Here is a 24,439-nt window from a genome sequence, read left to right on the forward strand (position 1 = left end):
GTTATATATTGATTTCATCCATTATTTAAGTTTTGTTTTTATTTTCTAAGTTATGATGTTCGTCACTCTTTTTATCATTTACCCGCGCTATACTGATCGAATAACACGCAAAAAATGAGTCTATTTTTTCGAAAAAAATAAGGTTATTCTGGGATATTTAGATGAACATGAATAATAAAAATCGTTGTATTTCATATTGTTATAATGAATGAAAAAATAGCAAAGATAAAATACTAAAAGCGAAAAGAAAATTACAGAGTAATATCGGTATTTTGTGTTATATGAATATTGTTATCGCGACCTAATTAACTCGATTGAGTATATAAAAGTATAGGTAAAAAAGTATTAATAATTTAGCCAAAAATTAATTGGATTTGATTACTTGATGTACGAAGAATCATTGGGTTAGCGTCGTTATTATTTGCTATCAAGTATGAATTTTTTTCTTTATATCATTATGATAATAAAGCAACCAAAGATACTTTAATTAACTTTGGTAAAAATAATAATCAAATTAAGTGGCTAATTAATCAAGGATTGATAAAAAATTGTAATGTTAGAAACGAACTTAAAAAAATCTGATATCTTATTAACGCAACTTGCAAAAACTAGTGATGCTGTTTTTAATGTAATAACATTAGCTAAAGCTTTAGGCATTGATGTCGTTGTTAATCCTAATGCGTATTTTAACAAGATGATACAACTATTACTTTATATCAATAAAATTACATCTAATAAAACTCAAACAAGTTTAATGTTTGGCATTAACGTAAATCGTTTTGATACGTTCAAACTAATTGTTACTAAAATTCATTCCTTTGATATTCAAACCATTATTATCCTATTTAATAGTAATGGACTTCTCGCTTTTTATGTTAAAAATTATAGGTATATTCAAATTTATGGATTTGTCTTACTTAGCATATTCAACATGGCCAACAATTTTATTTATGCTTTAAGTTTATCACAAGCTGACGGAGAGTTTTTTTACCCGATAGCCGATGGTGCTATTGCATTTTCAGTGGTTGAACGTGAAGGAACATCAACTATGTCATCTTGTCAAAATGTACTTGATAGAATGGCAAATTAAAAATTTACTAGAGGAAAACGCTTAATGACAAATCAACCTAAAAAAATCATTCTTGATTGTGATCCAGGTCATGATGACGCTATTGCCATGTTATTGGCGCATGGGAATCCTAATATTGAATTATTAGCGGTAACAACTGTAGTCGGGAATCAAACATTAGAAAAAGTGACCCGTAATGCGTTATCAGTTGCTCGTATTGCTAACATAACTCATATTCCTTTTGCCGCTGGTGCTGTTCGACCATTAGTGAGGAATGTTGAAATTGCACCAGATATTCATGGTGATTCAGGTCTGGATGGTCCTGTATTACCCGAACCTGCTATACAATTGGATTCTAGACATGCTATTGATTTAATTATCGATACGATTATGGCTCATCCACCCAAAACCATTACCTTGGTCCCAACTGGGGGGTTAACCAATATTGCGATGGCTGCGCGCAAAGAACCCAAAATTGTCGAAAGAGTGAAAGAAGTGGTTTTGATGGGCGGTGGCTATCATGTTGGTAACTGGAGTGCAGTTGCTGAATTTAATATAAAAATCGATCCAGAAGCCGCCCATATAGTATTTAATGAAAAATGGCCTGTGACTATGGTGGGATTAGATTTGACTCATCAAGCTCTCGCAACGCCTGAAGTAATTGAAAAAATCTCAGCAATCAAAACAAAACCAGCAACATTTGTACTTGAAATGCTTGAATTCTTCGGAAAAATGTATAAGCAAGCACAAGGTTTTACTTATCCACCAGTACATGACCCTTGTGCTGTAGCTTATGTTATTAATCCGGATTTAATTAAAACTCGACGAGTTCCTGTTGATATAGAGCTCACAGGAACATTAACTTTAGGCATGACTGTTGCTGATTTTCGTTTTCCAGTCGATGAATCTTGCCATACACAAGTGGCGACAAAACTTGATCATGCAGGTTTTTGGGATTTAATCGTTGATGCGTTACAGCGAATTGGTGAGGTAAATGTATGATTGCACAAAGCAACAATAAAAAAAGTATTTTAACATTAATGGTTGCTTTACTTGCAGCTTGTGTTGCTTTTCAGCTCAATGCAAGTATGTTAAGTCCTGTATTAGTGACTATAGCCAAAGAATTAGGCACCAATGATGCAGCTGTTGGATTTTCACAAACTTCTTTTTTTACTGCGGCAGCACTGTTTTCACTCTTTCTTCCTCGTTTGAGTGATATCAAAGGTCGTAAAAAAGTATTAACGGTTATGTTGTTGATTATGACAATAGGAACAATATTGGCTGCTGTTGCACCTAATATTGAAGTATTATATGCAGCGCGTATTATTCAAGGCGTATCTGGTCCTGTTGTTCCACTTTGCTTACTTATGCTGAGTTACGAAGTAAAAGATGTCAAACAATATGGCATGTTAATGGGCATTATCACCGCAGTAAATGGTGGTATTGCTGGTGTGGATGCGATAGCAGGTGGTTTACTTGCTACTTATTGGGGCTTTCGTTCTGTATTTTGGGTAATTGCTGTGGTTGCAGCTATTTCGACTTATCTTGTCTATCGTTTTGCTCCAGAATCCAAGCCTTCAGCAGGAACTAAAATGGATTGGTTAGGCGTTATATTAATTGTCCTAACGCTTGCTGCATTATTATTGGCACTTAATGAAGCGGGTAATTTAGCTAATGCAAATTGGTTAATTGTTACTGGCTTAACCGTGTTTGCCATTGTTTGTTTTATTTTATTTTGGAATGTCGAAAAACGAAATAAGCAACCTTTGGTGACAACAACGCATCTGAAAAAACGTGCTACTTGGGCTTTATTGTTAACAACAACCTTAACCATGACAGGTATTTTTGCCATAGTCAATGGTTTAGTTATGTCACTTGCGCAAAATCATGATATAGGATTTGGTCTAAATCCTGATTGGGCGTCATTAATTTTGTTGACACCTTATGCTTTAATTGGTTGGTTTGTTGGACCATTTTCTGGTCGCTTAGCACCAACGATCGGATATAACAATGTCCTCAAATTGGGTTTGATTGGTTGTATTGTTGGTATCTTAGTGATCTTATTTTATGGTGTGCATTCCTTACCTATCTTATCAATCGGTGTAATTGCACTAGGTGTTTTTTACGCAGGCATGGCCAATATTATTTTAAATGGTTTAGGTGTTGTCTTATCACCTGCCGACAATCAAGGATTTTTACCTGGAATGAATGCCGGTGCATTTAACTTAGGTGCAGGATTAAGTTTTGCGTTGTTACCCGCAGTTCAGATGATAAATGGTAATACAATGACGGGGTATTTTAATGGTATTTTAGTAGGATTAGTGATTACTATTTTAGCGTTATTTAGTAGTTTCTTAATTCCTCGACCAATCAATGCAGAAGTAACGCATTAATTAAAAAAACGGGATAACCCATCCCGTTTTTACCTTTTTAAAAATACCAAAATCAAATTCAATTTTATGAGTTTTGTGTTGTGCATAAGTGTAGATACTATGCTGTTAAAAACTTGTCTTAAGTGGCTGAGTGGTTTTTTCAAATTGAAAACTACTTATAGCAACAATGATAGTTAACACTCAATTAAATAGCGCGATTATGACTTGATTTTTATCATTTGATTATTTGCTTTATCGACATTATTCACAACGTCAATAATAGCAAGCATATTGCTGATTAGATCATTCTCTTTTAAAACTATAATAAAGAAAGCATCGGTAAGTTTTAATTTTGTGGAATGGATTGTTCAGCTAGTGGGAGTGCAATATCTTCGGTGATTTTGGGTTTATTTATTGACACGCGGTAAACAACAGTCTTACCTTGCGTGCCCATTAAATCAATATGCACAATTAAACTCAACTACTACAACAAGCAGCATTATTAACACGCCAATTGTGACAAAATTAACGTGCAGGCGTTACAAGATCAACAATCCTAACTAATCATGAAAGTAATGACTGAACTGTCAGAGACTATTTGGTTTATCTCCACTCTCTAAATGATTTTCACTTAAAACTCCCTGCTGCTGAACAACACGGTGTACTGTATCGATTTCATTTGCAGAAACGGCTTTTGACACAACATATGCGACTAATCCAGCTAAAAGTATGTATAATAGACTTTTCATTTGTTTTCTCCCTTATAAAAAAAATAACCATTATTATTAATATAACTATAAGTTAAAAATGGTACAATAATTAAACAATCAATTCCATAACATATCAAGATTATTTAAGATTAAAATTCAATTATGATAATTATTTTTTTGTTGTCATTGATCTTTTTAACGACAAAAAATGGGATTGAGCGAAAATAAAAAACAGAAAATCGTAATTATTATAGGTAATTTTTAATTAAATTGACTTTGTTGCTTTTTAATTAAGTTAAATGATAAATCTCAAACTTAGTTATTTTTAACTACTACAAATTGTTATATAATCGATAATATTTTGTCTTTAGCACAATATATTGTGTTTCTCATATTATTTCTAAGATACGTTTAAAAATTGAGTGTCTTTAATTAAGGAACCGCTATGATGGATTTTTCCCAATCAGTGCCAGAATTGGTCTCTTGGGCAAAAAAGAATGATTTTTCAATTAATTTGCCAGTGGAACGGCTTGCATTTTTATTGGCGATTGCCGTATTAAACAGCGAGCGTTTTGATGGTGAAATGACCGAATCTGAATTAATTGATGCTTTCAGGCATGTTTCACAAATTTTTGAACAGAGTGAAGACACCATCACTGTTCGAGCAAATAATGCCATTAATGACTTAGTGCGTCAGCGCCTAATTACGCGTTTTGCTAGCGAAATGACTGATGGATATTCTATTTATCGTTTGACACCATTAGGTATTGGTATTTCTGATTACTATATTCGTCAGCGGGAGTTTTCAACGTTACGTTTGTCTATCCAATTATCCATTGTTGCTCAAGAGTTAAAACGAGCTGCTGATGCAGCACTTGAAGGTGGTGATGACTTACACTGGCATCGAAATGTGTTTGCTCCACTAAAATATTCAGTTGCTGAAATATTTGATAGTATTGATATTACTCAACGTGTGATGGATGAGCAGCAAGCCGATGTAAAACAAAATATCTCGGCATTATTAAGTCAAGACTGGCAAGCTGCTATTACCAGTTGTGAAGGGCTATTAACCGAAACTTCGCAAACATTACGCGAATTGCAAGATACGCTGGCAGCGGCGGGTGATAAACTTCAAGCCAGTTTATTGTTAATTCAAGATGCGACATTAGATAATCCTGATTTAGATAAAATTAATAACGTGGTAATTGATCTACAAGGTAAGCTAGATCGAATTATTGGTTGGGGGCAAAAAGCGATAGATCTTTGGATAGGTTATGACCGACACGTTCATAAATTTATCCGTACAGCAATTGACTTAGATAAAAATCGCGTCTTTTCTCAACGATTACGTAAATCGATTCAGAACTATTTTGATTTACCTTGGTCACTGACTTTTGCTAATGCCGACCGTCTACTTGATATGCGTGATGAAGAACTTGCTTTACATGAAGCTGAAGTTACAGGTGAATTACCATCAGAACTTGAATATGAAATGATTGAAGAACTTCAAGAACACATTATTGCGCATATTGAACAAAATTTATTGGTTTTTAAACAACAAAATAAACCACTCGATATAAGTGTTGCCATTCGTAGCTATTTAGCACAGTTCCCACGTGAACAACATTTTGATATTGCAAGATTATTTATCGATCAAGCTATTCGTCTAGGTATTGCCGAAGATGATTTGCTCGGTATTCCTGCCGAATGGAAACCTATCAACGATTATGGAGCTAAGGTACAAGCACATGTCATCAACAGATATTAAAGAATTAGAACAAACCGCTCATCATATTGATGAGGTTATAGGGCGTATTGCAGCGAGCTCTCAAGCGTCAATCGATAAATACATGCCGGTAAAATTAGCTCAAGCGATTGCTAATCCTATTTTTCCTGAGTTGGATAGTTTGCTTCGTTCTGGGCGTCATATAGGTATTGATGAACTCGATCAACATGCCTTTTTAATGGATTTTCAACTTGAACTTGAACAATTTTATCAACGCTATAATGTTGAGCTAATACGTGCACCTGAAGGATTTTTCTATCTTCGTCCTCGATCAACAACATTAATTCCTCGTTCTGTTCTATCAGAATTAGATATGCTTGTTGGTAAAGTGCTTTGTTACCTCTATTTAAGTCCCGAACGACTTGCGCATGAAGGCATTTTTACTTTACAAGAACTCTTTGATGAGCTTGTTTCGTTAGCCGACGAAAGTAAATTACTTAAATTAGTCAACCAACGTTCAACCGGATCGGATTTAGATCGGCAAAAACTTTTTGATAAAGTTAAAACAGCCCTAAACCGTCTGCGTAGATTAGGTATGATCTTTTTTATTGTCGGTAATGACAGCAGCCGTTTTCGAATTAATGAATCTATTTTCCGTTTTGGCGCCGATGTGCGCAGTAGTGACGATGCGCAAGAAGCACAATTACGCTTAATTCGGGATGGTGAAGCGATCAAAATTGAATCGTCACTCATCTTAGATGATAATAATGATGAACAAGATGATGAAGTTAACGAGGAGATTGAATAATTATGATTGAACACGGAAAATTTCACTCCTTAACCTTAATTAACTGGAACGGCTTTTTTGCCAGAACATTTGAATTAGATCAACTTGTCACCACACTTTCTGGGGGGAATGGGGCTGGTAAATCAACCACCATGGCGGCTTTTGTTACTGCGTTGATTCCAGATTTAACCTTATTACATTTTCGTAATACTACCGAAGCTGGTGCAACATCAGGCTCTCGTGATAAAGGTCTACATGGTAAATTAAAACCCGGTGTTTGTTATTCGATGCTTGATGTGATCAATTCACGTCACCAACGGATTATATGTGGTGTTCGATTACAGCAAGTTGCGGGTCGTGATAAAAAAGTGGATATTAAACCTTTTTTAATACAAGGTTTACCTGTTGAAATCAAACCAACAGAATTAGTGACAGAAAGAGTAAACGACAAACAAGCACGAATCTTATCACTGCCTGAGTTAAAAGATAAAATTGAATCAATAGAGGGCGTGATTTTTAAACAGTTTAACTCTATTACTGATTATCACTCAGTGATGTTTGATTTTGGTATATTACCAAAACGATTACGTACCTCATCTGATCGTAGTAAATATTACCGATTAATTGAAGCGTCACTTTATGGTGGGATTTCAAGTGCCATTACCCGCTCACTTCGTGATTACTTACTTCCTGAAAATAGTGGTGTACGTAAAGCTTTTCAGGATATGGAAGCAGCACTACGTGAAAATCGCATGACATTAGAAGCGATTCGCGTTACGCAATCTGATCGCGATCTATTTAAACACCTGATTACTGAATCAACAAATTATGTGGCAGCGGATTATATGCGCCATGCTAATGAGCGTCGTGTTCATATTGAATCGGTACTTGGTTTGCGTCGAGATATGTTTAAAACGCAAGATTTGTTAATCAGTCATCAATATCGTCAAGTTGAAATGGCAAAAGAGCTCAAAGAGTTTCAAGAAGCCCAAAATGACCTAGAAACTGATTTACAAGCGGCAAATGACCATCTTAATCTAGCGCAAACAGCTTTACGCCAACAAGAAAAAATTGATCGCTATCAAGCGGACTTAGATGATCTTAATCTAAAACTTGAAGAACAAAATGAAGTTGTCATTGAAGCGAATGAACAGTACCAAAGCTACCGTGATCAGGCTGAACAAACTGAACAAGAAGTGGATGAAATAAAAACGCAATTAGCTGATTATCAACAAGCTCTTGATGTGCAGCAAACACGGGCAATTCAGTATCAACAAGCTTTGCAAGCTTTGAAAAATGCACAGTCTTTATGCCAATTACCAAAATTGGGGATCAGTAATATTGAAAATCACTTTGACGTTTTTGCTGAAAAACAAAAAGAGATTACAGAGCAAGTTTTAGAACTTGAACAAAGATTAAGTGTTTCTGATGCCGCAATTAATCAGTTTGATCGTGCTTATCAACTTGTAATAAAACTGGTTGGTGATGTTGTTCGTAGTGAAGCATTTACTGCTGCTAAAGAAGCACTAAGACAATGGCCTTCACAATGTTATCAAGCTGAACAAGCTGAACATTTACAATTACAGCTTGATGAGCTTGAACAACGCTTTTTTGAACAAAAAGAAGCAGAATCATTATTAAACCAATTTTGCAAACGTATTGGTCGACATGTTAATTATGATGAACTTGATGAACTAAAACAGGAACTTGAAGTTCAGTTAGATGAAAATGCGGAGCTTGCTAATCAATCTAGTGAAAAACGCATTGAATTTAGACAAGAACTTGAACAAATTCAATCTAAAATAGCCGATTATCGACAAAAAGCACCAATGTGGATAAAAGCACAAGATGCTTTAATTGCCTTACAAGAACAAACCGGACAAAGTTTTACCCACAGTCAAGCTGTCACGCAACATATGCAGCAGCTGCTTGAGCAAGAACGAACATTGGTTACAGAGCGCGATCAGATAACCTTTAAACGAACTCAATTAGATACACAAATAGAACAACTCAATCAACCTAGTGGTGTTGATGACGGCCGTTTATCGGCATTAGCTGAGCGGTTTAATGGTGTTCTTCTTTCAGAAATTTATGAAGATGTGACTATTGACGATGCGCCTTATTTCTCGGCATTATATGGTCCTTCAAGACAAGCGATTGTGGTACCTGATTTGTCGTTAGTCAAAACCCAGCTCGAAAATCTTACAGCTAGCGAAGAAGATTACCCAGAAGATATCTATTTTATTGAAGGCGATCCTTCTTCATTTGACGACAGTGTATTTGATTGTGAAGAGATGAATAAAGCGGTATTGGTTAAAACTGGTGATCGTCAATGGCGCTTTTCCAGCTTTCCAACGGTACCATTATTTGGCCGAGCTGCTCGTGAAGTTCATCTGGAAAAATTATCGGCAGAGCGTGATGAACTTCATGAACGTTATGCCACTATCTCGTTTGATTTACAAAAATTACAACGTATAGAACAAAATGTGGGTCAATTTATTGGTGAATATTTATCGGTTGCCTTTGATATCGATCCCGAAGCTGAAGCTCAAAAATTAGCGACAAGACGCAATGAGATTGAGCGTCAATTATCCTCGCAAGAAGCAATAGATAAGCAGAATCAACAGCAGGTAGCTAATTGCAAAGAGCAGTTAACAACGGTTAATCGTTTAGTTGCGCAAATGCATTTATTAGCTGATGAAGATTTAGCAGATCGAGTTGATGATCTACGCGAACAAGTTGCCGAAGCACAAGATGCTGCACAATATGTTGGTCGCAATCGTCACACGGTTTCTGAGCTTGAGCCTATTGTGGCCGTTTTACAAAGTGATCCAGAACAGAACGAAGCGTTACGTGAGCAATATAATACCGTTAAGTCGCAACAACAAACGATTCGTCAACAGGTGTTTGCGCTTACTGAAGTGATGCAACGCCGAGCCCATTTTAGTTATGAAGATTCAGCCGGCATGTTGAATGAAAATGCTGATTTGAACGAAAAGTTACGTGCTCGGTTAGATATTGTAGAAGCACAGCGAACCGATGCTCGTCGTCAAATGCAGCAGTATCAAGATAAGTATAACCAGTACAATCAAACATTAGCTTCATTAAAAAGTGCATTTGAAACTAAACGTGACATGCTTAATGAACTGCATAAAGAGATTGAACAAATTGGTGTTAAAGCCGATGCCATCACCGAAGAGAGGGCTAGGGTACGTCGTGATGAGATCCATCAAAAATTAAACAGTAACCGTCAGCACTGTAGTTCGCTAGAAAAACAACTAATTATGTGTGAAAGCGAAATGACGCAAATGCAAAAACGTTTAGCTCAAACACTCCGTGATTATAAACAATTACGCGAACAGGTTGTTGAAGCCAAAGCTGGTTGGTGCTTAGTTTTACGACTCGTCAAAGAAAATAGCGTTGAACGACGATTACATCGTCGAGAATTAGCTTATTTAAGTGCTGATGAACTGCGCTCAATGTCAGATAAGGCGCTGGGCTCATTACGTCTGGCTGTGAATGATAATGAACATTTACGTGATGTTTTACGATTATCTGAAGATCCAAAACGTCCGGAACGCAAAATTCAATTTTATATTGCGGTTTATAAACATCTTCGTGAACGAATTCGTCAAGATATTGTCAAAACAGATGATCCAATTGAAGCAATTGAGCAAATGGAAATTGAATTATCACGTTTAACTGAAGAATTAACCTCACGTGAGCAACAGTTAGCAATAAGTTCGAAAAGTGTGGCAAACATTATTCGAAAAACTATCCAACGTGAACAAAATCGTATTCGTATGCTCAACCAAGGTCTACAGGCGGTGGCATTTGGACAAGTTAATGGTGTACGCTTGAATGTTACCATTCGTGAAGCGCACTCATCATTATTAGCAGCATTAGCCGATGATCAAAATGAGCATCAAGATCTGTTTAGTAATAATCGTATTACCTTCTCGGAAGCGTTAGCTAAACTTTATCAACGTTTGAATCCACATATTGATATGGGGCAACGAACTGCACAAAATATTGGGGAAGAGCTGTTAGATTATCGCAATTATCTCGAGCTGGATGTAGAAGTCAATCGTGGTGCTGATGGTTGGTTGCGTGCGGAAAGTGGCGCATTATCAACTGGTGAAGCCATTGGTACCGGTATGTCAATTCTCTTGATGGTCATTCAAAGTTGGGAAGAAGAATCAAAACGTCTACGTAATAAAGATATTTTACCATGTCGCTTATTATTCTTAGACGAAGCTGCTCGCCTAGATGCTAAATCGATTGCCACGTTATTTGAGCTGTGTGAACGACTCGAAATGCAACTGATTATAGCAGCGCCAGAAAATATCAGCCCAGAAAAAGGGACTACTTATAAACTGGTGCGTAAAGTAATGAATAACCAAGAACATGTACATGTGGTTGGTTTAAAAGGCTTTGCGTAACTATTTTTTAAGGTTAACATCTTCGTCGATTTTAATCGACGAAGATGTTATTTCTAATTTTCTATTAGTTAATTAACTAGTAATAAATCCTTGTCAATATCTATCATTTTAAAAAGTGTTCTACTCTTATTTTTGGATAACTGATATTTAATCAGTGATAATTAACTTTTTTCTTTGTTTTTTAACAAAGTTAATGCTAAATCATAGCTTGATAGATATGATAATTTTCAATATCAAAGCAGACAATATTCACTTTTGTGATTATTGAATATTGCATTAAACACTGATTTATTGTTGATAATGCTATTTGTGCTGCTTTTGGTTTAGGAAAACGATAAATACCAGTACTAATATTAGGAAAAGATATACAGGTAATTGGATACTGAGATGCCAACTTAAAACTATTTAGATAAGCTTGTTTTAATAATTCTTCTTCATTATTTTTACCTCCATTCCAGCATGGACCAACGGTATGTATAACATATTTAGCTGGAAGGTTACCAGCCGTTGTGATAACGGCCTCACCAACTTTACAACCGCCTTGTTTTTCTCTGATTTTTATACATTCTTCAAGGATGGTTTTACCGCCAGCTCAGTGTATTGCTCCATCTACGCCACTCCCACCTAGCAATGAGGTATTAGCAGCATTAACAATAGCATCTGTCGAAATTTTAGTAATGTCAGCTTGCAGTAATTCAATTTTATTCTTCACGGTATGAACGCCAATTCTGATTTTTCACATAGGTAGATTCTTAAATTTTAGAGTTTGAGATTTACACTTATCTGTCAACAAGTAATATCTATCAATCGCTATAACTTCTAAAACATGAATGAAATTTGATATTGCTATTTGAACTTTATGGTATTTTATATAGAAAATTTTGCCTTGCTATTCTAAAGCAGCAAGGCACCTTATGTTAATAAGGGATTAATTGATTATTTGTCAGCTATTTTGTTTAAAGCCAATGGCAAAAATTCATTTAATTGACTTTCTACTTTGATATAAGCCTCTAAAGGTTTTTGATAGGGATCTGAAAGATCTTCATTTTTACCTGTAGAAAACTCAGATAATGTAAAAACCTTACCTTTTGCTTGCGGATATTGTTCTAAAATTTTTGCTTTGTGTTTTTGTGTCATAGTCAGCAAATATTCTGATTTATCAATATCCGCTTTTGTTAATTGTGTTGCTTTATGTGATGAGATATCAATACCATGTTGTTTTAATACCGTCACTGTCCCTTGTTCTGGTGCGATTTCTTTAGGATCAACATTCACACCTCTTGATTGCACGATAATATTTAGATTATGTTTTTTTACATAATCATTTGCCAAGGCTTCAGCCATTGGACTACGTCCCGTATTACCAGTACAAACAAATGTAACAATATGATCTAATGCAAAGCAAGAACTACTAAAAAATACAAATAAACAAACTAAAAATTTTTTTAACATAGACATTCTATTTCCTTTATCCTTTATCAATGGCTTATTACAATTTTAAGCAAATTTTATACTAAATAACATTAAATACAATGTTTATCATAGTGTTATAACTCATTAGCTTTCGATTTATCAAATAACAATATGATAAAAAAACAAGAAGCCGATTATGTTTACCTGTTGTCGTTTTGTTTAACTAAATACAAAATATTATTTATGGCGGTTTTAGCTTGATGGCTGTTTTTCCAGCAAGTTGAGCCTGTTAATAATGCGCCTTTGCTTAGAATTTCATTTAAAGTGGCGTGGCGTAATTTATCAAAAGAATCAAGTTCCATTTGTTCAAGTCTGTCAATAATTTTGCCACCCACAAATTTTAGCTGTAACAATTGTTGTCGCTCTGTTTCTGAAAAAGCCATATCATTCCTATTTGGATTACATTAATATTAATTTATATTTAAACTTGTTCACTTAACTTTTTCCACTTTCTGATTTTGGTTCGAAATGATTTAAACGGTGCCACAGAATTAATATGAATAAAGCGCGCTACGGTCCAAGATTCAGGGAAAGGTTTAGTCCAATTACGTCTATCTTTAATAAATAACGTATCATCATCCAAAGATTCAATCCAATTATTCCAGATAACAAGTTTCTGGTTAAATAATGTAATTAGTTCTTGTAATGAATAATCCTGATAAATCTTATAAAAGTGTTGATATAATTTGCCTAACTGATTCCATTTGTAGCCTTCTGCTGGTAATGTTGGGGTTTGTCCTGCAAGTTCATCATCATCCCAAGACTTAACAAGATCCAACCATCCTAACTGATAAGCAATCATTTGCGCAGGAGTACGATCGACACCATGAATTAACTGATCTTTTTGCGATTCTGTTAATGTATTAAATTCTTCAATAAACAATTTAGCGGTTTTGTTTATTTCATTCAATAACTGTTGTTTACTGGTATAAGCCATAGACAAACTATCCTTTTTTTGCTTTATTTTTAAATTGCTTTAATTCTTCATCAATAAAATAACGAACCAAATTAGCATATAACGCTTTAATAATATCACCATTTAGTCCTAACTCATTGGCCCAAAGCTTTCGTTGCTCAAGCATAGTGTCAAAACGGGCTTTGGCTTCTACAGCACTAGCACTTTTTTTAAATTCACTAGCAGCTTTAACATATTCAAAGCGAGCTGCAAATAGCTTAATAACAGTGTGATCAATCTGATCTATCTCTGAACGAATATCGTCCATATTACAGCATTTTTTGGGTGTTAACTTAGGATTATATTGCATGATATTTAGCCTGTTAAAATTTATTAATGACTATCCTAGCATTATGCTGTTTTATATAAAACTATTAATCATAATTTTTAATTTTGAATTATATTTAACTGCAACCCGCCAAAATTACTCGATTTTATCTATTTTTTATATTGTTAGCGAGATATTTGAATTATATCTTTGTAGCTTTTTGGGGGGATTATTTTTACTATAACTCGTTTTAACTCGTAAATATCTATTATACTGTCAAACAATGAGTAATTTTATCGCTAGGCTTGATTGTTTTTATTTGAGTATTTGTTAAAACGGTAGTTATACGAGATTTGTATAACTAAACATATAACTAAAAAATGTGGTTGTAAATGTATCTTACTGATGCTTACGAAATAGTAAAACAGGCTTTAAGCCTTTTTTATACAGGTTTTGATGTGGTTTAAAGGATTTTAAAGAATGTTACTGATTATTGAATTGGTGCGTGGGCGGGACTTGAAAAGCACTGTTTAAATCCTTTTTAATAAAGCATTGTGTTTGTTTCTTCTGTTTGCTGTACCCCCATTTGTACCCCCAAAACAAAAAATGACCCCCCATAAATTAGTATTATTATCCTGACACACAACAGCATAAAAATTAAAAAAATCGGGTTAGTGTTAAAATGAAAAAGGGCGAGCGGTTTAGATGACTAAAATCTGTAGAAATTTACCCTATCCCCCCATAAAAATAAAATTTTATAAAAAAGTATGCACGGTGTTCACTACTCGATTAAAGCCTTATTCTAAAAGGGTTTGAACGGTGAAGACTTCAAGATTTCCTATTCACAAGTGTACACTTTAGGTATTCACTCAATAAAAAACCGCCAGCTAGGGCGGTCTTATTTTGGTGGCTCAATTTGAGCTACTAGCTAGGCTCTTCAGCTTTAGGTAGCCAGTCTTTACACATATCTGGGTTTATTTCTAAATTAGTTTTTACCCCTATATTAGTTCGTTTTTTAATGTATGCCTTTCTGTTTTCATTTATGGCGTAATTTAACGATGAGCCGAATCCACTTAAGGACAGTGGATTATTAAGCCCTGTGTTTCGGACATACTCAATATAAGCATGATATAAATATTTCTGAGGGTTAAATGGTATTATGCCTAAATTGCCAATTAGCATCCCATTAGGATAATCAAGCGCATTAAGATAACTACAAAAATCGACTAGGTGGTCAGATTCGCGTTTAATCGCGGTTGCTTCCTCTGATTGTTGTTGCTGGTGTAGTCTTTCTTTGGCTTCTGTTGGATTGATAAACTCATTTAATAGCAACCTCACAATTGAGGGGAGCTCTTGCTCTATTTTGCTGACTAAGTTTAAATCTCGTTCTTTTTCATGGATGACCTCGCCAAAGTGAAAGATTACTCTGCGCCGAGATATACCGCCGTTACGTTCATTAAATCTCATGGCTTCATTATTGATAACCAAGACTACCGCAGGAATTTTACAAGAGTACGGCTGTTTGTGTTTTGGGTCTATTGCGACTTCATCACCTCCAGTAATTGCTTTTAAACCTGCACCACTGCCCATGTAGCGCGGTTGGTCTGGTAATATAACCAATGAATAACCCACAATTAAGGCTCTATCTCTTGCTTTCTCTAAAGCGTCCATTGTGCCTATCACGGTATTACTTTTACCTGCTAACATAGTCGCGATTTCAGCAAAAACACTTTTACCGCTACCGCCTGCGCCTGTAACCTCTAGGAACAATTGCCAATCATGCCGATTGGCTAATATCATATATAGCGCAGCTAAGATATTTTTAGCCTTATCTTGATTGCCTGATGCTCTTTTTAGCCATTTAGCGAAGTTGGGCGCGTGAGTATCAAAAGATTCCTTTTCTTTGGCAGGGTAGTAATCAATATCATTACTGACTAATAGCCAATCTTGCTTATTGTGTGGTCTAAAGGTTTGGCTTTTTAGCTCATACACCCCATTTTTAAAACAGATTAAATCTTTTTGAGGTATACCCATTATAGGTAGTGATAACCTGAGCGATTCAACTGCGGAGCTAATCCTTAAGGGGTTAAATGGTTCGCCTGATTGGGTAAATAAATCGGCTAACGTTCGCATTAACACTTTATCGTTGATAGGTTGCCATGCGTTATCTTGATAGTGATAGATTTCATCGGTAGTAAGATTAATCGCAAGGTTATTATCATAATATTGATTGAGCAGTTCAGCCCGTTGGCTCGATGCCATTTGCGATAGGTTCATGCTTGATAACTCGTTTTGCATGTTATGTTTTGTCATGGTGGATAACTCTGGTTTTATGAGGTTTTTATTAAAATGAGCCAAAGCGTTATCGCTTCCAAATTGTTGCCTATAATCATCCCAATCACATTTATAATCTGTATCAGGAACGGAGTAATAACCATTTACCGTTTGAGCAGCTTCTATTGCTTTAGCTAAGCCCGTATTCGGGCTTTGGTCAATATCGTTATCACCTGCGACAATGATTTTAACGGTAGGGTTTAGTTCACGAATAGCCTTGGCCACATGAATAAGATTGCCCGCGTCAATGGCCGATATAACAATAGACTGTTGGCGGAATTCCGCTATTGATATCCCTGTAGCTAAACCCTCACAAATAATAATTTCATTATGTGCGAGCAAATTTGCGCACACCTCTATAGGTCTGCTCAAAATTGAGCTGGCTAAAATAAAAGCACTTTTTTTATTTGAGCTTTTCATTAAGTGTTTACCACCGTCAGGTTCGATAAATTGACCACCTGCGTATTCATTACGAAGATTCAGCATAGGCGCAAAAATGCGCCCGTTATCTAACAAGGGTAAATCAAAGGTTAATCCTTTCTTGGTGAGGTACTCAGATTGTCCTAATGTTGTTTTAGAGAGTAAATATTCGACTTTTTTACATACGGGATTATCTGGTATGTTGTTATTATACGACTGTTCAGAATCTCTTTTTTTAAATACGGTTTTTTCTCGTATTTGGTTACTATGATTAGGTAGATTCAAACATTCCGCTACTTTATTTGATGCTTCTTTAGCATCACAATGATAATAGTGTTTAATCAGTTCTAAGCCGTCACCACTACCACATTGATTGCAAATATAAGTACCTCGTCCATTTTGATTATCAAACCGAAATCTATCTTTACCGCCACACATAGGACATGGACAATGTTTACCGTTGCCCACTTCAATACCTAATGAATGAAAGATGTAATTCCATTTATCTACCGCTTGGGCTGTAATTTCACTTATTTTCATTACATCCCCTTAATGAATAGTCGCGCTAGATTCGGCTTTAATGTCTATGACCAAATCAATAAACAATGATTCAAGCATTTCACGCCCTGGTTGTGTTAACTCCATAGGTTTATCCTTGCTTTCGGTATACATCACCTTTAACACCCCATAAGTGCGGTTCAATCCCTCAGGTTCGCCGAAGTCTTCAATAAAATAATCTTTAAGGACGGTTTTTAGCCCAAGGACAATTAAATCCATGTCTATATCAATCTTGATTTCTTCATGAATAAATACCTTTGCACCATTTTTATTAATCTGCTCAATTAAAAATAAACCTGCGATAATCGCCATAGTTGAATCGACTATACTATGGTGAATTACGGTTACTTCTTGTTGATTATTCATGATGATTACCCCTTAATCTGTTCCATATACCGTCTAACTTTGGGCGGTAGTCGTTTAGTAACATCAGCGAGCAGGCTAGGGATTTCATCCTTGCCAAAAGAAAGTAGCTCTACATACTTGTTATTTTTAAGCCTTAATGCCGTGATAGTTCCATTATCATTATGGATAAAATTAAACTCTTTCATTATTTGCCCCTTTACGTTCTGTCTCACTTCTAAATAAGGCTTTAGAATCACTAACTAAGTCAAAAATAGCACTAAGCGCATAATCCCTTAATTCATCATTAATTGGCGTGTTAGAATCACAATCACACATTAAAAGGGTTGTTATAGCGTTAGCTTGTCCAAGTTTAGAGTTAATTGTATTTATCGCGTCCATTGAGATATTAGCCATTGTTCTTACCCTCCGTTAACCCGTACTCTTGTAGCTCATCAAAAGCTTGCTCTACTAAATCAACGATAGCCCATAGTAAATTACTCATATCGTCTTGCTCGATAAAAGGCTCGTCATATCCTGCATACTTGTGATTAGTGTTGTTTAAGGCGATTTTAGCCATGCTTTGAACTTGAATAAGTTTAGATTCAACATCACAAATTAATTTAAAGTTTTTATCAGTCATGGATGTAACCTCCCCAATTTTGGGAACGTTCGACTATAGGATACAAGCGGATTCTGGCAATAAAGATAAGGGATGATTTGCCTAGGCTCTTGCGTGCTTGGTGTTCGGTTGTTGCCGTTGTTTGGACTACTTGAGCCGTTGATAGGTCATAGAATTTATATAGTTTTTGAGTGGATATAATAGGGGTAGGGATAGTAGTCATAGTGACAGCCTCCAAGTAATGATTTACATAATCACCGCTAGAGGTTCCAATCTCGTTGGCGGTGACGTTAGCAGGGTTGGAACTACTGGTTACTTGGTGACCCAGCCATCCTTTCGGATGCCCCATTAACGCCACCATAGAAGAAATATTGATAAATAGGTGTGCGCAAGCATTGACACAAAAAAAGACGCTTTGGGCGTCATGTGTCGCCAAGTAACTGTTCAGGGTTCCAATCCTGACCTTAGATTTTGCTAAGGCACTATCAATATAGCCCGAATGATTGAGATTGTGCAAGTATTTTTTACTTGATTTAATATCACGATTGATTGATATTTTATGATTAGAGTTCAACATATTATTTACCTCCCTTATTGCTAAGTTTGGTATTAAGTAGATTCATTTGATTGGTCGCGAAACAAGCTAAATCTCTTAATTGTATGAACAAATAACCCAAATCACGCATATCATTTTTAAGGCTTTGCTCGGTATAATCCTCATTTTCACAAGCCCAAAACATTAAATTGCCTATCGCACCGATTCCCCATAGAATCGATTGTTGTAGTTCTTCAAAATGGTCCTCTGCTTGTGACAAAAGTTCGACAGGAATATTCGACTTATAAAGATTTAAGACAGAAAATAAACAAGATAGGTCTAGTTGCCCATTTTCAGGGCGTAGGGTATCATTACTATTAGCCATAATCATTACCTCTGTTAATGGTTGGGTTAGATAGCTCGTTGTACTGCGAATACTTCGGGCTATTGTTTTTCTTAACCTAATAAATTTATTAGGTGTGTGCCCACTATATTTTATAGTGTGGTCACACGTCAAGCCTTTTTTATTATTTAACGATCGTGTATAGTGTTTGCACACTAATAAGTATTCTTTAGGTATAAAAATGGCTACAGGCAACAAAAATAATAAATCTGATAGAAAAGCAATCCGCTTCCCCCACGACTTAATAGAACAAATAGACGAGCAATCCAAGAAAGAGAATACTAACTTCTCTGCTTGGGTTATTGCTACTTGTCGCGAAAAACTAGCTAAATTAGATAAGAAATAGTCTTTTAACTTAATACCGCTGATTGGTGGTATTTGTTTTATTCTTGTATCAGGTTCTTTTTTTATTATTCCCTTAAATTCCTTATTTTCTCTTTTTATGGACTCAAGAAACCTACTTTTTAAATTCAACCCCATGAAATGAATTTTAAAGGACATACACGCGCGCATAGTGACCACCGAAAAATCTTGCCTAATATGCCGGAAAATTAAATTAGTTACAAAAAAGTAGCTATTTGATTGGCTATTGATATCAATAAAATCTTCATTGCTGACCAAGAAGAAAGATTTCACCTTTTGGATGGCTTTAATCGTACTGTCTTGATCTAGTAAGCGATTATTTAGGGTTTGGGTATATTGCCCTATTGCTAGGGCGTTAAAATGGTTTAAATTGGCTTGTAAGATCATTATGCTACCTCACCCAATAACCGAATCATATAGCTTTGTGATAGCTTGATAAGTTCCGCTTTTCGTTTTTCGTAATTCCACCCCATATCAATTAGAGTAATATTTGATTTTTCTAAGTAGGCCAGGTGATTAAGCTGTTGCTCATTAAGATAGTCACGAATATCACCGGTAAGATTATTTGATTTTCTAAAGGCTTTGGCGGACATACCAAGCACAATACTATTAATCATATTAAATTCATTAGTGTAGTGATGTGGTTTAGTCTCTTTACTTTGCGATAACCTTTGTATAGTTAATGCGTCACACATAGGACGGCTATAATCTGCTACCTCAATGCGCGCTTTTAACCGCTTAAGCTCTTTCTTCTGGATTGCTGGTACAATTTCCTTAAGGTGCTGTTCACAACGGATAAAGTACTTTCTAATCGCTCTACCTTTCTCGTTGTTTTCAATCATTGCTAATTCTTTAGCGGTTCCGATTGTCAGTATGTAATCTATACTTTTACGGTCTCCACCTCGCTTAGTTGTCCATTTTATTTGTTGTTCATTATTTGTACTTTGATTCCTGAATTCTGATGAATCAAAGATTAAAAAATCATCATTTTTAATAAGCCCATATTCTTTTATTCTTCCCTTTATCCATGTTGAAAAATCATTTCCTACTTTTAAGTAATTATGTAAAGCCTTTGCGCTAACTGTTTGTTGTAATCTTCCGTTTAATTTCGTTTCTGTTACTGGTACTAAAATATTAAAATCTGTCATTTTCTATAACTCCTAACGTGTCAGAAAATCCCCATTTAGCTAAATTTAGGCAAGGGGATACCGTCAGCGCAAAAATGCGCTTTGCTATAAAATCAATTAATTAAGCTGCTTTACTTGGATAAAGTGCTAAAATTTGGCTGATATCCGATTCAGTTAATAAGCTATTTTCATAACTAAGAATCAGATTAACCACCTTTTGAGCATCTTCCTTATTGGCTAGGTAATAGCGATAGTGTGAGCCCATTCCGTCGGTATTAGGTTCATCCATACGCTTTAATGTGATGCCTAACTTTCTTTCTAGTTCTGAACAGTAATTTCTACCGCTAGAAAGCCTACAGGTGCGCAATATCTCATTTTCTGTAATACCATTGTCACCAGTACACGCAATTAATAGGTAAGCTCTCGGCTTTTTAGGTAGACACTTATAGCAAGATTGGCTATGATTGGAGGCGTCTAAGTTCCAATCTAAGCCCTTTACTATTTCGTCATATAAAGGGTTTTGCTTTATCACCATTATGCCACCTCGCGACGTTCTACTTTGCGAGATTCAAGCCAAGAATAAATTTCATCAGCTCGATAGCCAACACGACGCAAGCCTATTCTGATTCTTTGGGGAAAGGTCTCATCTTTCTGTTCTAGCGTATAAAGGCTAGTGTCACTTTTGAAGTGAAGTAAGGCTTTTACTTCTTTTTTGGATAGGATTTGGTTGGTCATTAGTTATATTCTCCTGTATTTAAAAGATAAATATAGAATATAACTGTGTAAATAAACATGCATTACATTAAATATTAAAATTTACCATTTAACAAAATGGAAAACACCCAGTTAATTAGCTAATTTACTATCAATAACTAATATATTGAATGCTTCTATATATTAAAATGAATAATTTCCATTTTACTAAATTAGTTTCCATTTTATTCAAAATAATCACGCCATTCCTCAGGAATAACTAACTCAAAATCATTATTACTTTTCTCTGTAGGTTTACCTAATTTTATTTCATAAAGCCAATTAGAAATAGTATCTTTTGTGGGGGGGTTTACAGAGTTAAAATTATCAATAATTGTAAGATGTATTTTCCTTGCTATATCAGCAACTTTACTTTGAGGGTTCTTATTTCTGGTTAAGTAAGCCGTATCGATGGCAAAATTCTTATAAAAATGGGGGGGCTTGCCTATATTTAGTGATTTTTCCTTTATATTATTAATGTCATTTTTACCTTGAACAAATTTATTATTTATTAAATTATTAAAATCGTGATAATGAATATAAAATTCATCGCTTGAAACAAGAATCTCATCAAATAATAAGAAACTTGCTTTCAAACCTTCAGCATAATTTTGAGGCAATGATTTTGCATCATAATATTTATAGTTTAAAATTAAACTACGTACTTTAAAAAATTCTTGAGAGTTAATAGTTCTTATTTTTTGGCGTTTTAAATTATAATAATCAAATATCCAAAAACCTTCACCTTTCCCTAAAAATCTTAATTTAAAATAATCTTCATCGCTCTCATTTTTTAAATATTTATCCATTAATGATCTACCTCTATTATATAAAGGTCTATTATTTGCAGGCAGTAATTTGAATAAATCCTGAAAATCAAAATCTGTAATGCTTTTGCGGTTATAATCTAGATACTTTTTATTAATTTCATTTAGCAAATTAATATAATTATTTATAACGGGAGCGTCTCTTCTACAAGAAATACTTAACTCACCATAAAGAGAGTTAATATCAATACATAAGTTTATTAAGTCTCGACGTGCCCATTCGATAATATCATCAATAGAACAACCTAAGGCTAACGAAACATCTTTGATTTTTATAGCTTCAACATAAGGTAAAATTATATTATTTTTTGTATCATCCATACGCCCCTCACGCCCCTAATAGATATTTGCGCCAGTTCGCTAGGGTTGCGAATGTTCGGGGATCAGCCTAGACGCAAATAATACATTAATATACAGTTAGGTACATTATAGCACTGTATTTATATACATTAAATAAACTATGTTAATATTACAGGATGAAAATAATATTTAGAGGTTATAGAAAAATGGCGTTTCAATCTATATTAAATAAATCATCAAAAGACAGCGGTTTGATAATCAGTGATAATTTTACCTTTAATCTTGATATTAACACTGTAGAACAACATGCATCAAAATTGCGGGTAACTGAAAACCCAATTGAGAATGGAGCTAATATTGCAGACCATGCAGTATTAGACCCTAAAGAGGTAACCGTTTATGGTTTAGTTGTCGGGTACGAAACTAATACATTTTCATTTGATAAAATGTCAGGGGTTAATTTTTCCGAATATCCGTTACCAATGCCGATTAAAGCGGTTACTGCTCAAGCTGAAAATATGGTTAAGCGTTATTATGCATCACGCAGTGCTGGTGAAAAAGCGGCTAATCAAGTGATAGCAGATTTTCTACCCGATTATCAATCTCCACTTTTAAATAGTTTATCATCAGATCGCATTGCTGATGCACACGAAAAACTATTAGCAATACAGCGAAGCGGTGAGCCCGTAACGCTACAAACAAATACACGGCAGTATAAAAACATGATACTTACGTCTGTTGGGCTTACTCAAAAACAAAATACAAGTGGCGAGTTTGTATTAACATTTCGTGAGATTTTTATTGTTGAAACGCAAATCGCTAACGGCTTTAAAATGTCTAAGCCGAAAGTTAGAAATTTAGGCAGAACTCAGCCAAGGGAAGTCACTGATGAAGAAAAAAAGGCTATTTTAGCATGGTTAGCAAATAGGTAAATTTTTAGCTGTCTTCGTAATAAAGATAACTGCCTTTTATTATTAAATTAGTATCCATTTATTAAATACCTTTTTACAGGATACTTGTTTGGATACCTATTTTTATTGTTAATAGATCAGCTAAAGACGCAAATAATGCAGTTATATGCTTTTAGAGATATTATAGTATCTGTATTTATATACATAAAACTAGCTATCATCTATTATTTTTTTATATTGTAATGTTAAATGTTCAAGTACACCAGAATCAAATGGAAATCTATAAATTATTGAATTATTAATATAAACATAACATTCAATTTCGTTTGGTTTCACTCCATCTCTATATAATTTTTTTGCCGTATACCTATACCATTCATTAGTTCTATATTGATCAAAATCAATCCACATTACACTAGTTTCACCGGTTGAAAGTTTATTTTTACTACCAGAAACATTACTCGAATTAATACTAAGCGTCCATACTTTCTTTTTTTTCCAAAAACGTAAATACCTTTTCTTTGTTATAATTCCTACACCAAGTTGGTGATCTATATTAATAGGAATTAAAGAAAGATTAGTTATCTTAATAAATATACATTTTCCTAAATTAGTGCCATCACTTAATATTTTAATTCTCTCACCAAAAAAGCATTTTAATTTTATTCGAGTCTGTCGAGAACTTAAATAAAGCGATACAATCACAGCTAAAAATGTTGCCAATCCAGTAAACCAATTGCCAATCATCCCCCAAAAAGCAATGTCATTTTGATTCATATTTTTCAATCCTTCCTCAATTTTTCAACAATCGCCAATCTCACAAACTCAGAACGGTTCTTACTGGCTGGATGACTTCTATCATGTTTAATAAGATCGTCTATTTCATTAACTATTAATTGTTCAATCGATACAATTAATCTTATGTTTGGTACACCATGAAAGTAGCGATTTATCTTTTTCTTTTCTGTTTGTTTCATTCTTTCTTAACGTGTCTCTAAATCATCAAAGTATATTGTACCATTCTCTTTTTTATGGACTGACAGAATTATAATTCTAATCAGTCTAGATGTAGTTATATTAATTAAAAGTATTATTTGTAAAAACACCCCATGCAATCAAAGTAATTATATTGCTTCTAACGT

26 protein-coding genes and 1 pseudogene are annotated in these 24,439 nt (G+C 34.7%); 8 read left to right on the forward strand and 19 right to left on the reverse strand.

Annotated elements, in window-relative coordinates:
* Positions 1-553: 553 nt before the first annotated feature.
* Genes J3U66_RS00545 through J3U66_RS00555 form a run of 3 tightly spaced genes read left to right on the forward strand, consistent with a single transcriptional unit; the run spans position 554 to position 3,462 of the window.
* Positions 554-1,090 (forward strand): hypothetical protein, encoded by a 537-nt coding sequence (locus tag J3U66_RS00545; RefSeq protein WP_267347556.1) that lies wholly within the window; start codon positions 554-556, stop codon positions 1,088-1,090.
* Positions 1,091-1,114: 24 nt separating this feature from the next.
* Positions 1,115-2,071, forward strand: a complete 957-nt coding sequence (locus tag J3U66_RS00550; protein WP_267347557.1) for a nucleoside hydrolase — start codon at positions 1,115-1,117, stop codon at positions 2,069-2,071.
* Positions 2,068-3,462, forward strand: a complete 1,395-nt coding sequence (locus J3U66_RS00555) for an MFS transporter (RefSeq protein ID WP_267333593.1) — start codon at positions 2,068-2,070, stop codon at positions 3,460-3,462. Before J3U66_RS00550 ends, J3U66_RS00555 begins: the two co-directional genes overlap by 4 nt.
* Positions 3,463-3,787: 325 nt before the next feature.
* Here the strand turns inward: J3U66_RS00555 and J3U66_RS00560 are convergent, their stop codons facing one another.
* Both J3U66_RS00560 and J3U66_RS00565 read right to left on the reverse strand, forming a co-directional pair.
* Positions 3,788-3,910 carry a hypothetical protein gene (locus J3U66_RS00560; RefSeq protein ID WP_267333592.1) on the reverse strand — a complete coding sequence of 41 codons (123 nt, stop codon included), beginning with the start codon at positions 3,908-3,910 and terminating at the stop codon, positions 3,788-3,790.
* Positions 3,911-4,028: 118 nt separating this feature from the next.
* Positions 4,029-4,190 (reverse strand): hypothetical protein, encoded by a 162-nt coding sequence (locus J3U66_RS00565; protein WP_267343969.1) that lies wholly within the window; start codon positions 4,188-4,190, stop codon positions 4,029-4,031.
* Between the two features lie 406 nt (positions 4,191-4,596).
* Here J3U66_RS00565 and mukF point away from each other — a divergent pair, with 406 nt between their 5' ends.
* From mukF to mukB, 3 genes are read left to right on the forward strand one after another with little or no spacing between them, the layout of a single operon-like run.
* Positions 4,597-5,919, forward strand: coding sequence for a chromosome partition protein MukF (mukF, locus tag J3U66_RS00570; RefSeq protein ID WP_267347558.1), 1,323 nt, complete (start codon positions 4,597-4,599; stop codon positions 5,917-5,919).
* Positions 5,900-6,685, forward strand: a complete 786-nt coding sequence (mukE, locus tag J3U66_RS00575) for a chromosome partition protein MukE (RefSeq protein WP_267333589.1) — start codon at positions 5,900-5,902, stop codon at positions 6,683-6,685. The genes mukF and mukE overlap by 20 nt, the downstream gene beginning before the upstream one ends.
* Positions 6,686-6,687: 2 nt before the next feature.
* Positions 6,688-11,106, forward strand: a complete 4,419-nt coding sequence (gene mukB, locus J3U66_RS00580) for a chromosome partition protein MukB (protein WP_267347559.1) — start codon at positions 6,688-6,690, stop codon at positions 11,104-11,106.
* A gap of 196 nt (positions 11,107-11,302) precedes the next feature.
* Here mukB and J3U66_RS12810 read toward each other — a convergent pair.
* The 12 genes and pseudogenes from J3U66_RS12810 to J3U66_RS12830 form a co-directional block, all read right to left on the reverse strand.
* Positions 11,303-11,818: pseudogene (locus J3U66_RS12810) on the reverse strand (O-acetyl-ADP-ribose deacetylase).
* A gap of 224 nt (positions 11,819-12,042) precedes the next feature.
* Positions 12,043-12,564 (reverse strand): low molecular weight protein arginine phosphatase, encoded by a 522-nt coding sequence (locus tag J3U66_RS00585; RefSeq protein ID WP_267347560.1) that lies wholly within the window; start codon positions 12,562-12,564, stop codon positions 12,043-12,045.
* Between the two features lie 155 nt (positions 12,565-12,719).
* Entirely contained in the window at positions 12,720-12,962 is a 243-nt protein-coding gene (locus J3U66_RS00590; RefSeq protein ID WP_267347561.1) for a hypothetical protein, read from the reverse strand.
* A 38-nt stretch (positions 12,963-13,000) separates the two neighbouring features.
* Complete coding sequence (locus tag J3U66_RS00595) at positions 13,001-13,516, reverse strand: ClbS/DfsB family four-helix bundle protein (RefSeq protein ID WP_267343967.1); 516 nt, start codon at positions 13,514-13,516, stop codon at positions 13,001-13,003.
* A gap of 7 nt (positions 13,517-13,523) precedes the next feature.
* Positions 13,524-13,844 (reverse strand): chorismate mutase, encoded by a 321-nt coding sequence (locus J3U66_RS00600; protein WP_267347562.1) that lies wholly within the window; start codon positions 13,842-13,844, stop codon positions 13,524-13,526.
* A gap of 882 nt (positions 13,845-14,726) precedes the next feature.
* Positions 14,727-17,096, reverse strand: coding sequence for a primase-helicase zinc-binding domain-containing protein (locus J3U66_RS00605; protein WP_267347564.1), 2,370 nt, complete (start codon positions 17,094-17,096; stop codon positions 14,727-14,729).
* Positions 17,097-17,105: 9 nt separating this feature from the next.
* A complete protein-coding gene (locus J3U66_RS00610) occupies positions 17,106-17,480 on the reverse strand; it encodes a hypothetical protein (protein WP_267347565.1) in 375 nt (124 codons plus the stop codon).
* Positions 17,481-17,485: 5 nt separating this feature from the next.
* Positions 17,486-17,665: a hypothetical protein gene (locus tag J3U66_RS00615; RefSeq protein WP_267347566.1), complete on the reverse strand. Its 180-nt coding sequence runs from the start codon at positions 17,663-17,665 to the stop codon at positions 17,486-17,488.
* A complete protein-coding gene (locus J3U66_RS00620; RefSeq protein WP_267347568.1) occupies positions 17,652-17,873 on the reverse strand; it encodes a hypothetical protein in 222 nt (73 codons plus the stop codon). The genes J3U66_RS00615 and J3U66_RS00620 overlap by 14 nt, the downstream gene beginning before the upstream one ends.
* The gene (locus J3U66_RS00625) at positions 17,866-18,099 is read right to left on the reverse strand and encodes a hypothetical protein (protein WP_267345389.1); all 234 of its coding nucleotides are present in this window, start codon (positions 18,097-18,099) and stop codon (positions 17,866-17,868) included. The genes J3U66_RS00620 and J3U66_RS00625 overlap by 8 nt, the downstream gene beginning before the upstream one ends.
* On the reverse strand, positions 18,092-18,655 hold the full coding sequence (locus J3U66_RS00630) for a host cell division inhibitor Icd-like protein (protein ID WP_267347570.1): 564 nt from the start codon (positions 18,653-18,655) through the stop codon (positions 18,092-18,094). Before J3U66_RS00630 ends, J3U66_RS00625 begins: the two co-directional genes overlap by 8 nt.
* A gap of 1 nt (position 18,656) precedes the next feature.
* Positions 18,657-18,998 carry a hypothetical protein gene (locus tag J3U66_RS12830; protein ID WP_416379698.1) on the reverse strand — a complete coding sequence of 114 codons (342 nt, stop codon included), beginning with the start codon at positions 18,996-18,998 and terminating at the stop codon, positions 18,657-18,659.
* Positions 18,999-19,197: 199 nt separating this feature from the next.
* Between J3U66_RS12830 and J3U66_RS12835 the strand changes: the two genes are divergently transcribed.
* Positions 19,198-19,362 carry a YlcI/YnfO family protein gene (locus tag J3U66_RS12835; protein ID WP_141670302.1) on the forward strand — a complete coding sequence of 55 codons (165 nt, stop codon included), beginning with the start codon at positions 19,198-19,200 and terminating at the stop codon, positions 19,360-19,362.
* A gap of 403 nt (positions 19,363-19,765) precedes the next feature.
* On the opposite strand, the gene J3U66_RS00640 is transcribed toward J3U66_RS12835, so the two are convergent.
* The 4 genes from J3U66_RS00640 to J3U66_RS00655 all read right to left on the reverse strand — a co-directional run bounded on the left by J3U66_RS00640 (position 19,766) and on the right by J3U66_RS00655 (position 22,407).
* Positions 19,766-20,527: an antA/AntB antirepressor family protein gene (locus tag J3U66_RS00640; protein WP_267347573.1), complete on the reverse strand. Its 762-nt coding sequence runs from the start codon at positions 20,525-20,527 to the stop codon at positions 19,766-19,768.
* Positions 20,528-20,627: 100 nt separating this feature from the next.
* Positions 20,628-21,041, reverse strand: a complete 414-nt coding sequence (locus J3U66_RS00645; protein WP_267345384.1) for a hypothetical protein — start codon at positions 21,039-21,041, stop codon at positions 20,628-20,630.
* Positions 21,041-21,241, reverse strand: coding sequence for a helix-turn-helix transcriptional regulator (locus tag J3U66_RS00650; RefSeq protein WP_091348728.1), 201 nt, complete (start codon positions 21,239-21,241; stop codon positions 21,041-21,043). The genes J3U66_RS00645 and J3U66_RS00650 overlap by 1 nt, the downstream gene beginning before the upstream one ends.
* Positions 21,242-21,444: 203 nt before the next feature.
* A complete protein-coding gene (locus J3U66_RS00655) occupies positions 21,445-22,407 on the reverse strand; it encodes a hypothetical protein (RefSeq protein ID WP_267345383.1) in 963 nt (320 codons plus the stop codon).
* Positions 22,408-22,592: 185 nt separating this feature from the next.
* Here J3U66_RS00655 and J3U66_RS00660 point away from each other — a divergent pair, with 185 nt between their 5' ends.
* Positions 22,593-23,318 carry a phage baseplate protein gene (locus J3U66_RS00660; protein WP_267345381.1) on the forward strand — a complete coding sequence of 242 codons (726 nt, stop codon included), beginning with the start codon at positions 22,593-22,595 and terminating at the stop codon, positions 23,316-23,318.
* Positions 23,319-23,507: 189 nt separating this feature from the next.
* On the opposite strand, the gene J3U66_RS00665 is transcribed toward J3U66_RS00660, so the two are convergent.
* Positions 23,508-24,074, reverse strand: a complete 567-nt coding sequence (locus J3U66_RS00665; RefSeq protein ID WP_267345380.1) for a hypothetical protein — start codon at positions 24,072-24,074, stop codon at positions 23,508-23,510.
* Positions 24,075-24,439 lie beyond the last annotated feature (365 nt).

Source organism: Gilliamella sp. B2969 (assembly GCF_026536195.1).
Classification (GTDB): domain Bacteria; phylum Pseudomonadota; class Gammaproteobacteria; order Enterobacterales; family Orbaceae; genus Gilliamella.